The organism is Streptomyces sp. NPDC093252 (genome assembly GCF_040683675.1).
In the GTDB taxonomy this organism is placed as follows: Bacteria; Actinomycetota; Actinomycetes; order Streptomycetales; family Streptomycetaceae; genus Streptomyces.
The window spans coordinates 271,170-285,809 of record NZ_JBFBEM010000008.1 but is presented as its reverse complement, the minus strand read 5'-3'; the positions used below and the strand labels follow the sequence as shown (position 1 = coordinate 285,809).

The following is a 14,640-nucleotide window of genomic DNA, read 5'->3' as shown; positions in this document are numbered from 1 at the left end:
CGCCACCCTGCCTGCCCTGGCCGCCGTCACCGCCACGCCCGGCCCCGCCCCCGTGCCCGCCCGTTCTGCGCCGGGACTCGTGGGCGCGTTCGTCGGCCGCGACCGCCGCCGCGCCCGCCGTGACCGTCTCGTAGACGGAGAGGATGTCCGCGCCCACCGTCGACCAGTCGAAGCGCCGGACATGGGCGCTGCCCCGCTCCCGCAGCTCCGTTCTGCGCTGGGGGTCGCCGAGGAGGCGTACGGCGGACTTGGCGAGGGCGTCGGCGTCCTCGTTGGCGAAGAGCTCGCCCGCGGCGCCCCGGTCCAGGACCTGGGCGAAGGCGTCGAGGTCGGAGGCGAGGACGGGGGCGCCCGCGGACATCGCCTCGACCAGGATGATGCCGAAGCTCTCGCCGCCGGTGTTGGGCGCCACGTACAGGTCGACGCTGCGCAGGAAGCGGGCCTTGTCCTCGTCGCTGATCATGCCGAGGAACTCGACGCGTGAGCGCAGCTCCGGGGGCAGCTCGGACACCGCGTGCTCCTCGTCGCCGCGGCCGGCCACCAGGAGCCGGGTCCGGGGGCGCTCGGCGAGGATGCGGGGCAGGGCCCGCATGAGGACCGGCAGGCCCTTGCGGGGCTCGTCGATGCGGCCGACAAAGCCGATGGTGTCGCCCTGCCACTCGGCGCGGGGCTCCGCGCGGGCGAAGAAGTCGACGTCCACCCCGTTGGGGATGACGACCGCGTCGCCGCCGAGGTGCTCGACCAGGGTGCGGCGGGCGTACTCGCTGACCGCGATCCGGGCGCTGATCTTCTCCAGGGCCGCCTGGAGGATGGCGTACGCGGCGATCATCGCACGCGAGCGCGGGTTGGAGGTGTGGAACGTGGCGACGATGGGGCCCTGCGCGGCCCAGCAGGTGAGCAGGCCCAGCGAGGGCGAGGTCGGCTCGTGGATGTGCACCACGTCGAAGGAGCCGTCGTGCAGCCAGCGGCGGACCCGGGCCGCGGACAGGAACCCGAAGTTCAGCCGGGCCACCGACCCGTTGTACGGGACCGGCACCGCCCGGCCCGCGGAGACCACGTACGGCGGCAGCGGGGTGTCGTCGTCGGCCGGGGCGAGGACGGACACGTCGTGGCCCTGACGGAGGAAGTACTCGGCGAGGTCGCGGATGTGGAACTGGACGCCGCCCGGGACGTCCCACGAGTAGGGGCAGACGATGCCGATCCTCACGGCTGCTCCCCGCCCGGCGCGCGGGGTTCGAGGTCGTCGACCCACAACCGCTGCAACATGTGCCAGTCCTCCGGATGGTCGGCGATCCCCGTGGCGAAGGCATCGGCCAGCGCCTGTGTCATGACAGACGTCTTCTCGGCGCGGGTACCTGACTCGGGTACCTCGATCGGGGGATGGACCTGCCCCCGCATGACGGGCGAGTCGTCGTACCAGAGGGTCACCGGCAGCAGCAGGGAGCCCGTCTGCTGGGCCAGCAGGGCGGGTCCGGCGGGCATCCGGGCGCGGTCGCCGAAGAAGGTCACCTCGACGCCGGAGGCGGACAGGTCGCGGTCGGCGACCAGGCAGACCAGGCCGCCGTCCCGCAGCCGCCGGGCGAGGGTGCCGAAGGCGGTGCCGCCGCTGTGCGGCAGGACCTCCATGCCGAGGCCCTGGCGGTAGGCGACGAACCGGTCGTAGAGGGTCTCCGGCTTGAGTCGCTCGGCGACCGTGGTGAACGGCGTCCTCAGCTCGGTGGTGACCCAGGCGCCCGCGAGGTCCCAGTTGGCCAGGTGGGGCAGGGCGAGGACGACGCCCTTGCCGGTGGCGAGTCCGTCGGTGAGGTGGTGGATGTCCTTGGGGTCGAAACCGTTGCGGATCCGCTCGGGGCTCCAGGCCGGCAGCCGGAAGGACTCCATCCAGTACCGCAGGTAGGAGCGCATGCCCGCGCGGGACAGCTCCCGCAGCCGCTCGGGGCTCGCGTCGGGCACCACGCGCGCGTAGTTGCTCTCCAGCCGCAGCACGCCCTTGCCGCGCCGTTTCCAGGCGGTGTCGGCGAGGGAGCGGCCGAGCCGGACGGCGACGGGTTCCGGGAGCCTCTTGACGGTGCCCCATCCGGCGCCGTACAGCGCGTCGGTCAACCGCTCCCGTGCGCTCATTTCGCCGCCTCGCTCCCGTGGGACGCGCCGGCCGGGGCATCGCCGTCCGCGGCTCCATTGTCCTGCGCGGCGGCGGCCTCCGCCTCGGCCGATTCGCGCCGGACCGTGACGACCCGCTGGATGAGGGTGACCAGGCTGCCGACGGCGACGATCCACAGGGCGATGGGCAGCAGCCAGTGGATACCGGGGACACCGAAGGTGTCGAAGCCCGCGAGACCGGCCGCGACCAGCGAGATCACCAGCCGCTCGGCCCGCTCGACCAGCCCGTTGACGGCGACCGGCAGCCCGATCGACTCGCCGCGCGCCTTGGTGTACGACACCACCTGGCCGCTGGCGAGGCAGAAGATGGACACCGCGCAGAGCACATTGTTGTCGCCCTGTCCGGCGTACCAGAGGGCGAATCCGCCGAAGATCGCGCTGTCGGCGACCCGGTCGAGCGTGGAGTCCAGGAAAGCGCCCCAGCGGCTGGAGCGGCCGAGCTGGCGGGCCATGTTCCCGTCGACCAGGTCGGAGAAGACGAACAGCGTGATCACGACCGTGCCCCAGAAGAACTCGCCCCGGGGGTAGAAGACCAGCGCGCCCGCGACCACTCCGGCGGTGCCGATGAGCGTGACCGCGTCGGGGCTGACGCCCCTGCGGATCAGAAACGCGGCGAACGGAGTGAGGACACGCGTGAAGAATGCACGCGCGTACTTGTTCAGCATGGCCTGCCACACTTCCAAAGGAGTCGCTGTCGCCGCGCGGCCCCTGCTGGCCACCGGCTGGCCCATCGTAGCCACGCGGGCGCTTGTACGACCGCCGGGCACCGGGGACGGGGCACCGCGCCCCGGCCCGTACGCGGCCCCCGGTGGCGGTCGGGTTCGCGTCGCCTGTATGGACGCACCGTGACGGGAGTGGAAAGCTCGAAGGACCGCGGGCGTCACCGGAGCCGCCACCGCGGCCCCCCTGTCCGCCCGCGCCTCACCGACCACACCGTGCACGGGAGGCAAGGTCATGGGCGACAAGGCGAACGCACACCCCGGGGCCGCCGGCAGGGCTAGGGCGGCCGACCATCCCACGTCCGTACGGAACGTGGTATTGGTCGGCCATTCCGGATCGGGCAAGACGACGCTGGTGGAGGCTCTCGCGCTGACCGCGGGAGCGGTGAACCGGGCGGGCCGCGTGGAGGACGGCGGCACCGTCTCCGACTACGACGAGATCGAGCACCGGCAGCAGCGCTCGGTACAGCTCTCCCTGGTGCCGGTCGAGTGGAACGGGATCAAGGTCAATGTGCTCGACACCCCCGGATACGCCGACTTCGTCGGGGAGCTGAGGGCCGGTCTGCGCGCGGCGGACGCGGCCCTCTTCGTGGTCTCCGCCGCCGATGGCGTGGACGGCGCGACCCGCATGGTGTGGGAGGAGTGCGCGGCGGTCGGTATGCCCCGCGCGATCGTGATCACGCACCTGGAGGCCGCGCGGGCCGACTTCGAGGAGATGACCCGGATCTGCGCCGAGGCGTTCGGCGGCGACGACCCCGACGCCGTGCTCCCCCTCTATCTGCCGCTGCGCGGCCCCGCCGGACCCGACGGGCACGCCCCGGTGACCGGGCTGATCGGGCTGCTCTCGCAGACCCTGTTCGACTACGCGAGCGGCACCCGCGTGGAGTCCCCGCCGGACGCGGAGCGGCTGCCGCTGATCGAGGAGGCCAGGAACCGGCTGATCGAGGGCATCATCGCGGAGAGCGAGGACGAGTCCCTGATGGACCGGTACGTCGGCGGCGACCCCATCGACGTCGGGACCCTCGTCGACGACCTGGAGCGGGCCGTCGCGCGCGGGGTCTTCTTCCCGGTCCTGGCCGCCGCCCCCGCCGCCCGGGGCGCCCGCCAGGGCCTGGGCACGGTCGAACTGCTGGAGCTGGTCACCGGCGGCTTCCCGACCCCGCTGGAGCGGGCGGCGCCCCGGGTCACCACCCTCGGCGGCGAGCCGCGCGAGCTGAAGCCCTGCGACCCGGGCGGCCCCCTGGTCGCCGAGGTGGTCAAGACCTCCTCCGACCCCTATGTGGGCCGGGTCTCCCTGGTGCGGGTCTTCTCCGGCACCCTGCGCCCCGACGACACCGTGCACGTCTCCGGGCACGGCCTGGCCGACCGCGGGCACGAGGACCACGACGTGGACGAACGCGTCGGCGCGCTGACCGGGCCGTTCGGCAAACAGCAGCGGGCGCTGTCGCACTGCATCGCCGGAGACCTGGCCGCGGTCGCCAAGCTGGGCCGCGCGGAGACCGGCGACACCCTCTCCGCCCGGGACGACCCGCTGCTCATGGAGCCCTGGGAGATGCCGGACCCGCTGCTGCCGCTGGCCATCCGGGCGCACAGCAAGGCCGACGAGGACAAGCTCTCCCAGGGCCTCGCCCGGCTGGTCGCCGAGGACCCCACCATGCGCCTGGAGCAGAACCCGCACACCCACCAGGTCGTCCTGTGGTGCCTGGGCGAGGCGCACGCCGATGTCGCCCTGGAACGGCTCCGCACCCGCTACGGCGTGCAGGTCGACGTCGTCCCGCACAGGGTGTCCCTGCGCGAGACCTTCGCCGACAAAGCCGCCGGGCGCGGCCGGCACGTCAAGCAGTCCGGCGGGCACGGGCAGTACGCCATCTGCGAGATCGAGGTGGAGCCGCTGCCCAACGGCTCGGGCATCGAGTTCGTCGACAAGGTGGTCGGCGGGGCGGTGCCCCGGCAGTTCGTCCCGTCCGTCGAGAAGGGGGTGCGCGGACAGGCCGCCAAGGGCGTCGCCGCCGGATATCCGCTGGTCGACGTGCGGGTGACCCTGCTGGACGGCAAGGCGCACTCGGTGGACTCCTCCGACGCCGCCTTCCAGACGGCTGGCGCGCTGGCCCTGCGCGAGGCCGCCGGGGACAGCCGGATCCATCTGCTGGAGCCGGTCGCCGAGGTGAGCGTGCTGGTCGGCGACGACTACGTCGGCGCGGTGATGAGCGATCTGTCCGGGCGGCGCGGCCGGGTGCTCGGCACCGAGCAGACCGGCGAGGGGCGCACGCTGGTGCGCGCGGAGGTCCCCGAGATCGAGATCGGCCGGTACGCCGTCGATCTGCGCTCCCTCTCGCACGGCACGGCCCGGTTCCAGCGGGCGTACGCCCGGCACGAACCGATGCCCCCGCAGATCGCCGAGCGGATCCGGGAACAGGAGGGGGACGGCTAGGAGTTGTCTCTTCGCACGGCCGGGAGTCGCCTCGCCGCACGGCCGGGAATCGCCTCTTCGCACGGCCGGGAGTCGGCCCTGCGAACGGCCGCCCGTCGCCCCCGCGACCGGCACAAATCCCCTGCGGGCGGGCCCTCTTCGGGCCCGGCCGGGCGGGAGCGGGGCGGGCGGCTTCTGCCGTCCGCCGCCGGATGTCGGTGGCGGCGGCTACGCTGATCACGTGATCAGGTGGCGCGTCGGGCGGGATCCGTTCCGGACGGACGACCGGCCAACAGGTGTGCGGGGCGGGGAAGTCGGGAAGTGCGGCAGGAGCGACACTGCGGCGATCGGGGGCGGGCATGGCGAGTGACGGCGGCTACGGGGACATCTTCGGACCCCAGGTGCCCCGCACGGGCGACGGCGGCCAGGCGCCGACCTACGCGCTGGCCTCCATGGCCTACCGCGACAGCCCGATGGACGACATCAAGAAGGCCGACAACGACTGGCACAAGTCGAGCGTCAACGAGGGCCGCAAGTGGGCCGCCATCTTCCGGCCCAACCTGGGTGAGGCGTTCTCCCGGGCCCTGATCAGCCGCATGCTGGCCCCGGGGCGCGGCGCGCTGATCCAGTCCTTCGGCACCGAACCGCAGGTCGTCGTGGAGCACGCGCTGGCCGCCAACCGCATCCGCCGCGACCGGGACAACAAGCTCACGGCGATCATGGTGGTCTGCGGTGTGCTGTTCCTGCCCGGTCTGCTGCTGTGGCTGGGCGTCTTCCAGCTCCGCGCGATGATCGACAAGCGCGACGACAAACGGGCCTCCGCGCTGGCCACGGCCCTGCTGCTGGCCGTCGGCGTGGTCGCCGTCATCTTCCTGATCCGGATGCCGCTCACGGGCTTCTGGGCCTGGTACGCGCGGGCGGCCATCGCCCTGCCCGTCCTGGGCTGGTTCTGGGCCAAGCAGGTCTGCGAGTCCACCGCCAGGGATCTGCGCGAGCGCTGGGACAGCCTGCTGTCGGGGGGCAACGTCGGCGCCAAGGTCCCCGAGGCGGTGCCCAGCAACCCCGGTGAGACCGCCGCCGAGCAACTGCGCCAGTCCCTGGCGAAGCTGAGCGCGGAGCAGCAGTCCAACTCCGTCTTCTACGCCGGGCCCAAGGGCATACTCGGCATGGGCACCCGCTGGGGTGCCTGGCAGCTCGCCGAGGAGCTGACCCCGGCCGATCCCGACCGCGAGATCCACCCCTTCCGCAGTTGGGATGTCATCCGCTCGATCCACGACCAGTTGCGGATGCTGGAGCGCGGCCCCCTCAACACCGGCGGCTTCACCCCGCCCTCCATACGCCACTGGATCGTCAGCCCCATCGGGGAGAACGCGGGATCGGTGTCCCGCCCGGAGGGCACCGACGTCGAGGCGTTCCAGTTCAAGCAGCACGCAATACAGGAGATCTGCAACAAGCAGCAGTTCGGCGCCGGGAACCGGCACTATCTGGGCGTGCAGTGGACCCTGTGGGACGGCCAGCTCGTCATCACCATGATGATCACGGTCACGGTGCTCCACTCGACCCTGCGCATCGAGGTCACGGGCCACGCCCTCGGCCCGGTGAACTCGCTGTTCACCACCAAGTCCTCGGCCCCCACCAAGTCCGTCCAGAAGGCGCTCAAGCCGTGGGAGAACCGCACGGTGAAGCTCCCCCTGGTCAGCACCAACGAGGTGGTCCGGCTCGCCGTCCGTGCCCCGCTCACCTGGTACCCGCCGCTGCTGAACTGGCTGGGCGGCTCCGTCGGCCTGCCCGAGCCGTTCGGTCTGCGGCACGCCTGGGCGGACCAGCCCTGGCGCCACCGCTTCATGGCCGACGACGCCCTGCGCGCCGCCACCCCCGTCCTGCGGGTCGTCCACGCCGCCGCGATCCGGGTCCTCAAGGAGAACGGCGTCGACACCGAGAAGTTCGGCGCCCGCTCGTCGTTCCTGTCGGGCGCGGTCCAGGACGCCGCTCCGCGCAAGGCCGACCTCTACGACGCGTAGACCGGGGGCGGGGGCGGGGGCGGGGGCTCCCCCAGGCACCCAACCCGCCCACCGGACTGCACGCCCCCCGCCAACGCCCAGCCCGGCACCGGCACCGGCACCGGCACCGGCACCGGCACCCGCACCCGCACCCGCACCCGCACCCGCACCCGCACCCGCACCCGCACCCGCAGGCTCCCGCCCCGCCCTACGCCGAAGGCCACGCCTCCGCCAGCATCGCCCGCGTGTCCGCCAGCAACTGCGGCAGCACCCGCGTATGCCCCACCACCGGCATGAAGTTGGTGTCCCCGCCCCAGCGGGGCACGATGTGCTGGTGGAGATGCGCGGCGATCCCGGCGCCCGCCACGCTCCCCTGGTTCATCCCGATGTTGAACCCGTGCGCCCCGGACGCCGCCCGCAGCGCGGTCATCGCCTGCTTGGTCAGCTCCGCCAGCTCCGCCGTCTCCCCGGCGGTCAGCTCGGTGTAGTCCGCGACATGCCGGTAGGGCACGGTCATCAGATGCCCGCCGTTGTACGGGTACAGATTCAGCACCGCGTACACCTGCTCGCCCCGCCGGACGATCAGCCCGTCCTCGTCGGACTTCGCCGGGATCGCGCAGAACGGGCAGCCGTCACCGGCCTCCGCCGAGGTCGGTTTGTTCTCGCCCTGGATGTAGGCCATCCGGTGGGGCGTCCACAGACGCTGGAACGCGTCCTGCGTACCGACCCCGATCTGCTGCTCCGGCTCACTCGTCATGCCCAGCAGCATATGGCTTCGGCCGTTCGCGGCGTGTCGCCGGGGAGTGCGGAACGCCGTCCCGGGCCGGGCCCGGCCGATGCCCCAAGCTGGCCCGATGGACGACGTCGGCCGCGCTCCGGAGACCCGCTGGGAGGACCGTACCGAGATCCCGCTCGCCCTGGCCTCGCTCTGCTTCCTCGCCGCCTACGCCACCCTGGTGCTCGCCCCCGGGCTGCCGTCCGGCTGGCACGATCTGACCCTCGCCGTGCTGCTGGCGGCCTGGGCGCTGTTCTTCCTCGACTACGCGGTGCGCTGGCGGCTCAGCGGACGCCGCTGGGGCTTCGTCCGCCACCACCCCCTGGACACCCTGACCCTCCTCCTGCCCCTGCTGCGCCCCCTGCGGATCGTGAAGTTCTACGACGCCGTCCAGCGCCGCCACGGCCGCGCCCGGCTCCCCCTGTACGGGCGGGTGATGGTCTACGCCAGCCTCGCCGCCGTCCTCGTCGGCTTCTCGGGCGCCCTCGCCGTCTACGCCCAGGAGCGCTACGCGCCGGGCGCCAGCATGACGACCTTCGGCGACGCGGTGTGGTGGACCTGCTCGACCCTGGCCACGGTGGGCTACGGCGACATCGTGCCGATCACCCCCAAGGGCCGGCTGATCGCGGTGGGGATGATGGCCGGCGGTCTGGCGCTGCTGGGGGCGGTCACGGGCTCGTTCTCGTCCTGGCTGATCCACCGCTTCACCCGGCCGGACGAGGAGGAGCCCCCGGGAAGCTGATCTCCCCGGGGGCTCCCCCACGACCCTGCGGACGGGCCCGTCAGACCTGTGCGCGCTCCTCGACGGTCTTCGCGATCTTCTCGATCGCCTCGGCCACCGGAATCCCGTTCTCCTGCGACCCGTCCCGGTAGCGGAACGACACCGCCCCGTTGGCCATGTCCTCGTCGCCCGCGATGACCATGAACGGCACCTTGGCCTTCTGGGCGTTGCGGATCTTCTTCTGCATCCGGTCGGCCGAGGAGTCGACCTCGACCCGCAGCCCCCGCTTCTTCGCGGCGGCGGCGAACTCCGCCAGGTACTCCACGTGCGCGTCCCCGATCGGGATGCCGATCGCCTGCACCGGCGCCAGCCATGCCGGGAAGGCGCCCGCGTAGTGCTCCAGGAGCACCGCGAAGAACCGCTCGATCGAACCGAACAGGGCGCGATGGATCATCACGGGCCGCTGCTTGGTGCCGTCGGCGGCGGTGTACTCCAGGTCGAACCGCTCAGGCAGGTTGAAGTCGAGCTGGATCGTCGACATCTGCCAGGTCCGGCCGATGGCGTCCTTCGCCTGGACGGAGATCTTCGGCCCGTAGAACGCGGCGCCGCCCGGGTCAGGCACCAGCGGCAGCCCCTGCTTCTCGGCGACCTCGCGCAGCGTCTCGGTGGCCTCTTCCCACGCTTCGTCCGAGCCGACGAACTTCTCGGGGTCCTTGGTCGACAGCTCCAGATAGAAGTCCGTCAGGCCGTAGTCGCGCAGTAGGCCGAGCACGAAGGTCAGGGTCCGGTCCAGTTCGCCGGACATCTGCTCGCGGGTGCAGTAGATGTGGGCGTCGTCCTGGGTGAAGCCGCGCGCGCGGGTCAGGCCGTGCACCACACCCGACTTCTCGTAGCGGTACACGGTCCCGAACTCGAAGAGCCGCAGCGGCAGTTCGCGGTAGGACCGGCCGCGGGCGTCGAAGATCAGGTTGTGCATCGGGCAGTTCATGGGCTTGAGGTAGTAGTCCACGCCCTCGTCGAGCTGCATGGGCGGGTACATGCCGTCGGCGTACCAGTCGAGGTGCCCGGAGGTCTCGAAGAGCTTCCCCTTGGTGGCGTGCGGGGTGTAGACGAACTCGTAGCCCTCCTCCTCGTGGCGGCGGCGCGAGTAGTCCTCCATGACGCGGCGGACGATGCCGCCCTTGGGGTGGAAGACGGCGAGGCCGGAGCCGATCTGCTCGGGGATGGAGAACAGGTCCAGCTCGCTGCCCAGCTTGCGGTGGTCGCGCTTCTCGGCCTCGGCGAGGAAGTCCAGGTACGCCTTCAGCTCGTCCTTGGACGGCCAGGCGGTGCCGTAGATGCGCTGGAGCATCGGGTTCTTCTCGCTGCCGCGCCAGTAGGCGGCGGCGTTGCGCATCAGCTTGAACGCCGGGATCAGCCGGGTGGAGGGCAGGTGCGGGCCGCGGCACAGGTCCTTCCAGCACAGCTCGCCGGTCTTGGCGTCCAGGTTGTCGTAGATGGTCAGCTCACCGGCGCCGACCTCGACATCCGCCCCGTCGTCGCTGGAGGCGGCGCCCTTGAGGCCGATCAGCTCCAGCTTGTACGGCTCACCGGCCAGTTCCTCGCGGGCGGCGTCGTCGGTGACGACCCGGCGGGCGAAGCGCTGGCCGCGCTTCTGGATCTCCTGCATCTTCTTCTCGACGGCCTTGAGATCCTCGGGCGTGAACGGCTTCTCGACGTCGAAGTCGTAGTAGAAACCGTCCTTGACCGGCGGGCCGATGCCGAGCTTGGCCTCGGGGAACAGCTCCTGCACGGCCTGGGCCATGACATGCGCGGTGGAGTGGCGCAGGATGTTCAGACCGTCCTCGGAGGAGATCTCGACGCCCTCGACCTCGTCGCCGTCGGCGACCTCGTACGCGAGGTCCTTCAGCTCGCCGGCCACGCGCGCGGCGATGATGGAGCGCTGACCGGCGAAGAGGTCGGCGGCCGTCGTGCCCGTCGTCACCGTGCGCTCTTCCCGCTCGGAATCGCGTTGGATGATCACACGGACGTCTGACACCGGTCTCTCCTGACTGACGGGGGCCCGCGCTCTGGCGCAGGGCATGCGGGGTGATGCCCACCGATCCTACCGAGCCGCCGGGGCCCCGGGCGAAACGGTCGCGGGGCGGCGCAGGCGTGCGGGGCCGGCCGGACCCCCGAGCGCTGCGACGGCCCCTCCGCGCGGTCAGTCGTCGCCGCTGCACGCCTCCTCGAAGAAGTCCAGGTTCTCCTGCAAGGACTTCATGAGCTGGTCCCGCTCCTCCTCGTCCACCTGCACGGGGACGACCCCGCCCGCCCCGGTCAGCCGCCGGAAGCCGCCGCGGCTCTCCAGCCGCCCGTGCACCCGGATCGGCAGCCCCACCAGATGGGCGTGCCCGGCGATGCGGTAGTCCTCCTCGTCCAGGGTCAGCCGGACGTGCGGGATCTCGGCCCCGGCCAGCACCCGCAGCCGTACGCTGCCCTCGCCGCGCGGCTCCGGCCGGCGCAGCCGGACCACCGCGCCGGTGATGCGGACCGGCACGGACGGCTCGTCGCGGAGATAGCGGGCGCCGGCCTCGCGCAGGGCGGGCAGGTCGCCGGGGGAGAACTCGACCGCCTCGGCCGGGGCGGCGGCCCGCTCGGGCGCTCCGGCGGCGGGGGCCCAGTCGACGGCGACCCGGGCGCCCTCGGTGCCCCGGACCAGCGCGATCAGGGCCTCGGTCAGCTCCCGGCTGACCCCGGCCTCGACGGCGCCGTCGAAGGCGTCCATGCCACCGGTGGCGCGCTGGTAGTCGATGGCCTCGCGGACCGCGTACACGGCGTGGTGGAGCCGCTCCGACAGGGCGCGGCCGGTGGCGACGGGCACGAGGGCGGTGAGCCGGCCGCTCGTGGCGGCGGAGCCGACGAGGACCTGGTCCAGCAGCGCGGTGGCGGCCCGCCGGTGCCGGTTGCCGTAGTAGCCGGCGCGGGCGTGGGCGGCGAGGGCGGCGGCGAGCAGCATCTGGCGGGCGGCGCCGCGCACCTGCTCGTCGGCGGTCCAGGGCGCGGTCCCGGCCGGTCCGGCGGGGACGTCCCGCCACCAGGTGATCTCGTCGCTGGGCACGCTGAGTCCGACGAGGATCTCGCGGGCGGACGGCGAGGCGCTGCGGGCGAGGGCGACGAGGGCCTCGGCGAGCAGGTCCTCGCAGTCGGGGAAGGCCCGGGACTCGGGGACCAGCAGGCTGGTGCCCCGGCCGCCGGGACCGGGCGGGGTCCAGCGGCCGTAGCGTCCGGCGGGGCCGCCGCGCCGCCGCCAGCCGTGCCGGCGCAGCAGGGCGCCGAGGACGGCCGGGTCGACCTGGGCGGGTTCGGGGGCGCGGTGCCAGGCGGGTTCGGCGGGGTGGGGGCGTACGGGGCGGAGCGGTTCGCCGAGCGGGCGGTGGGTCATGGTCTGCCTCCCGTTCCGACGCGCGTCATGATCTCGCACAGCGCCCGGTCGTCGAAGATCCTGGCGGTCGGTATCCGTACGGTGGTCCGGTGGCGGCCGGTGACCGGGCGGCCGGCGAGGTTGACCCAGTAGCAGCAGTGGCGCAGGTCGAGGCGGTCGTGGCCGGCGCGCAGCCAGTCGTCCTGGGAGCGCGGGACCAGCATCACGACCAGGATCTTGTGCACCGACACCGGGGTGCGGGCCAGCTTTCTGAGGTGGTCGTTGTCGAGGGTGAAGGAGAAGGTGGGGCCGGGCGGGTTCGGCGGGATCTGGTGGGTGGCCTTGAGCTGGACCTTGATGGTGACCTCGTCGTCGACCGTGTGCCCGGGGGCGCTGTGGCTGACGTGCCAGTCGATGCCGTTGTCCGGGAAGGGCTGGGAGAGGGAGCAGCCCGCCGCCGCCGCGACGGCGTGCAGATAGCCCACCTGCAAGGTCTCCATGCAGGCGGTGGTGGCGAGGGAACCGCGGGGGGTGCCGTGCCGGGCACCGCGTTGGGGGCCCGTGCGTTCGGGCAGCAGCCCGCCCCGCTCGGGCTGCGCTATCGCCATGACCGGACAGCCTTCCAGACAGTGTGGATGTGTTCCTCGGGGCTCGGATGGGCGGGGGCGGCGGCAGATGCGACGGCCACGGCGTGAAGGGGGGTCGCTGAACTGCGCCTTCCCGTACTCCTGTTGTCTCCTCCCGGCGTAGCGCGCAAACAGCCCGGGTATCACCGGAGCGGGCAGAGGACGGTACGTCACCTGCCGTGGGTGAACGAGGAGTTGTGTTCGTATGACGTGCTGGTACGAGGGCCCTCTGGCCGCATTCGACACGGAGACGACAGGTGTGGACGTGGAGACCGACCGGATCGTGTCGGCCGCTCTCGTCGTCCAGGACGGTCCGGGGACCCGGCCGCGGGTGAGCCGCTGGCTGGTCAATCCGGGCGTGCCGGTGCCCGTGGAGGCCACGGCGGTGCACGGGCTGACGGAGGAGCATCTGGCGCACAACGGCCGCTGGCCCGCGCCGGTGATGCAGGAGATAGCCGCGGCCCTGGCCGAACAGGCGACCGTGGGGCGGCCGTTGGTGGTGATGAACGCCCCGTTCGATCTGACCCTGCTGGATCGCGAGCTGCGCCGCCACCGCGCCTCGTCGCTCGCGCGCTGGTTCGAGTCGAGCCCGCTGCTGGTGCTCGATCCGCGGGTCCTGGACAAGCATCTGGACCGCTACCGCAAGGGCCGTCGCACCCTGACGGATCTGTGCGCGCACTACGAGGTCACCCTGGACGGGGCGCACGACGCGGCGGCGGACGCGCGGGCGTCCCTGGACGTGGTCCGGGCGATAGGGCGGCGGTTCACGGCGCGGCTGGAGCGGCTGACCCCGGCGGAGCTGCACACGCTCCAGGCGGTGTGGCACGCGGCGCAGGCGCGGGGCCTCCAGGCGTGGTTCGCGCGCAGCGGCAGCGAGGAGGCGGTGGACCCGGCGTGGCCGCTGCGCCCGGAGCTGCCCGCGGCGGCCTGAGCACCCGGGGGCGGGGGTGGGGCGGGGCGGGGCATGCAAAAGGCCGGTCCGCGCTGGCGGACCGGCCTTTCCCGGTGGGCGATACTGGGTTCGAACCAGTGACCTCTTCGGTGTGAACGAAGCGCTCTCCCACTGAGCTAATCGCCCGGGAACGCACTGAACCATACAGGCCCCGGCGCGGATCCTTCAAACGGCTTCACGGGGTGACCGTTCCACTCAGGGGGCCGGATGTTTCGCTCCGGGGCCGGCCGTCCCGCTCCGGGGCGCTCCGCGGTCGACGGTCTCCCCCGGCACCGGCCGTTCCGCTCCACGGCCGACGGTCTCCCCTCCGGGGCCGGCCGTCTCACTCCGCGGCCGGCAGTCGGGCGAGCAGCCCGCGGCGGCCCGAGCGCATCATCAGCGTGTGGTTGGCCCGGAACAGCGGCCGTCCCGGCACGGCGAGCAGCCGCAGCAGCGGCTTGCGGACGTCGACCTCCTGGTCGTAGCGGGCGAGGGTGCCGCTCCCCCGGGCGGTGACCGTCCAGCGCGCCCAGCCCTCGACGTCGCCGGACATCGCGATCTCCAGCACCCCGGCGGCCGGATCGCGCCGGGTGGCGCGGGCGGTGAAGGTCATGGTGTAGGGCAGGAGGGAGCGGATGGTGATCACGCCCGAGGTGTCGTCGAGGGGGTCGATCGAGCGGACCTCGGGCCACCATCGCGGGTACTCCTCGGCGCGTTCCAGGACCGCGTAGACCGCGCCGGGCGGGGCGGGCAGGATCCAGCGGCTGCGGAAGCGGTAGTGACTCCAGTCCAACCGGCCCATCCGTTCTCTCCAGCCCAACCGGTCCGACCAGTCCAACCGTCTCCCCCGGTCCCTCCGGTCCATCCCTTGCCTCCGGTCCATGCGGTCCACCCG

At 72.7% G+C, this 14,640-nt stretch carries 12 protein-coding genes, 1 tRNA gene and 1 pseudogene; 4 read left to right on the top strand and 10 right to left on the bottom strand.

Going from position 1 to position 14,640, the window contains the following annotated elements:
- Positions 1-85: 85 nt before the first annotated feature.
- From AB0O01_RS19080 to pgsA, 3 genes and pseudogenes are all read right to left on the bottom strand, one after another.
- Positions 86-1,207 (bottom strand): annotated as a pseudogene (locus AB0O01_RS19080) (glycosyltransferase family 4 protein); the annotation flags it as partial.
- A complete protein-coding gene (locus AB0O01_RS19075) occupies positions 1,204-2,121 on the bottom strand; it encodes a phosphatidylinositol mannoside acyltransferase (RefSeq protein ID WP_365314762.1) in 918 nt (305 codons plus the stop codon). The pseudogene AB0O01_RS19080 and the gene AB0O01_RS19075, both read right to left, overlap by 4 nt.
- Positions 2,118-2,891, bottom strand: coding sequence for a phosphatidylinositol phosphate synthase (gene pgsA / locus AB0O01_RS19070; protein WP_365314944.1), 774 nt, complete (start codon positions 2,889-2,891; stop codon positions 2,118-2,120). Before pgsA ends, AB0O01_RS19075 begins: the two co-directional genes overlap by 4 nt.
- Positions 2,892-3,114: 223 nt before the next feature.
- Between pgsA and AB0O01_RS19065 the strand changes: the two genes are divergently transcribed.
- Positions 3,115-5,310, top strand: coding sequence for an elongation factor G-like protein EF-G2 (locus AB0O01_RS19065; RefSeq protein WP_365314761.1), 2,196 nt, complete (start codon positions 3,115-3,117; stop codon positions 5,308-5,310).
- A 338-nt stretch (positions 5,311-5,648) separates the two neighbouring features.
- Entirely contained in the window at positions 5,649-7,310 is a 1,662-nt protein-coding gene (locus AB0O01_RS19060) for a hypothetical protein (RefSeq protein ID WP_365314759.1), read from the top strand.
- On the opposite strand, the gene AB0O01_RS19055 is transcribed toward AB0O01_RS19060, so the two are convergent.
- Both AB0O01_RS19055 and AB0O01_RS19050 read right to left on the bottom strand, forming a co-directional pair.
- Positions 7,298-7,513 carry a hypothetical protein gene (locus AB0O01_RS19055; protein WP_365314758.1) on the bottom strand — a complete coding sequence of 72 codons (216 nt, stop codon included), beginning with the start codon at positions 7,511-7,513 and terminating at the stop codon, positions 7,298-7,300. The two genes, AB0O01_RS19060 and AB0O01_RS19055, sit on opposite strands and share 13 nt — an antisense overlap.
- Positions 7,498-8,058, bottom strand: a complete 561-nt coding sequence (locus tag AB0O01_RS19050; RefSeq protein ID WP_365314756.1) for an HIT domain-containing protein — start codon at positions 8,056-8,058, stop codon at positions 7,498-7,500. The genes AB0O01_RS19055 and AB0O01_RS19050 overlap by 16 nt, the downstream gene beginning before the upstream one ends.
- 85 nt (positions 8,059-8,143) lie before the next feature.
- Here AB0O01_RS19050 and AB0O01_RS19045 point away from each other — a divergent pair, with 85 nt between their 5' ends.
- On the top strand, positions 8,144-8,806 hold the full coding sequence (locus tag AB0O01_RS19045; protein ID WP_365314754.1) for a potassium channel family protein: 663 nt from the start codon (positions 8,144-8,146) through the stop codon (positions 8,804-8,806).
- Between the two features lie 40 nt (positions 8,807-8,846).
- Here AB0O01_RS19045 and thrS read toward each other — a convergent pair whose 3' ends face one another.
- From thrS to AB0O01_RS19030, 3 genes are all read right to left on the bottom strand, one after another.
- Positions 8,847-10,823, bottom strand: coding sequence for a threonine--tRNA ligase (gene thrS, locus AB0O01_RS19040; protein ID WP_365314752.1), 1,977 nt, complete (start codon positions 10,821-10,823; stop codon positions 8,847-8,849).
- Positions 10,824-10,988: 165 nt separating this feature from the next.
- Positions 10,989-12,209 carry a hypothetical protein gene (locus tag AB0O01_RS19035; protein ID WP_365314751.1) on the bottom strand — a complete coding sequence of 407 codons (1,221 nt, stop codon included), beginning with the start codon at positions 12,207-12,209 and terminating at the stop codon, positions 10,989-10,991.
- Positions 12,206-12,796: a DUF4365 domain-containing protein gene (locus AB0O01_RS19030; protein WP_365314749.1), complete on the bottom strand. Its 591-nt coding sequence runs from the start codon at positions 12,794-12,796 to the stop codon at positions 12,206-12,208. Before AB0O01_RS19030 ends, AB0O01_RS19035 begins: the two co-directional genes overlap by 4 nt.
- Positions 12,797-13,019: 223 nt before the next feature.
- Here AB0O01_RS19030 and AB0O01_RS19025 point away from each other — a divergent pair, with 223 nt between their 5' ends.
- Positions 13,020-13,745 (top strand): 3'-5' exonuclease, encoded by a 726-nt coding sequence (locus tag AB0O01_RS19025; RefSeq protein ID WP_365314747.1) that lies wholly within the window; start codon positions 13,020-13,022, stop codon positions 13,743-13,745.
- Positions 13,746-13,820: 75 nt separating this feature from the next.
- Here the strand turns inward: AB0O01_RS19025 and AB0O01_RS19020 are convergent.
- Positions 13,821-13,892, bottom strand: a tRNA-Val gene (locus AB0O01_RS19020).
- A gap of 196 nt (positions 13,893-14,088) precedes the next feature.
- Positions 14,089-14,538 (bottom strand): SRPBCC family protein, encoded by a 450-nt coding sequence (locus tag AB0O01_RS19015; protein WP_365314943.1) that lies wholly within the window; start codon positions 14,536-14,538, stop codon positions 14,089-14,091.
- Positions 14,539-14,640: the final 102 nt, after the last annotated feature.

Bases quoted from the DNA above. Each gene is read 5' to 3' on its own strand.
- AB0O01_RS19075 (WP_365314762.1), bottom strand. From the start codon at position 2,121: ATGAGCGCACGGGAGCGGTTGACCGACGCGCTGTACGGCGCCGGATGG.
- pgsA (WP_365314944.1), bottom strand. From the start codon at position 2,891: ATGGGCCAGCCGGTGGCCAGCAGGGGCCGCGCGGCGACAGCGACTCCT.
- AB0O01_RS19065 (WP_365314761.1), top strand. From the start codon at position 3,115: ATGGGCGACAAGGCGAACGCACACCCCGGGGCCGCCGGCAGGGCTAGG.
- AB0O01_RS19060 (WP_365314759.1), top strand. From the start codon at position 5,649: ATGGCGAGTGACGGCGGCTACGGGGACATCTTCGGACCCCAGGTGCCC.
- AB0O01_RS19050 (WP_365314756.1), bottom strand. From the start codon at position 8,058: ATGCTGCTGGGCATGACGAGTGAGCCGGAGCAGCAGATCGGGGTCGGT.
- AB0O01_RS19045 (WP_365314754.1), top strand. From the start codon at position 8,144: ATGGACGACGTCGGCCGCGCTCCGGAGACCCGCTGGGAGGACCGTACC.
- AB0O01_RS19035 (WP_365314751.1), bottom strand. From the start codon at position 12,209: ATGACCCACCGCCCGCTCGGCGAACCGCTCCGCCCCGTACGCCCCCAC.
- AB0O01_RS19030 (WP_365314749.1), bottom strand. From the start codon at position 12,796: ATGGCGATAGCGCAGCCCGAGCGGGGCGGGCTGCTGCCCGAACGCACG.
- AB0O01_RS19025 (WP_365314747.1), top strand. From the start codon at position 13,020: ATGACGTGCTGGTACGAGGGCCCTCTGGCCGCATTCGACACGGAGACG.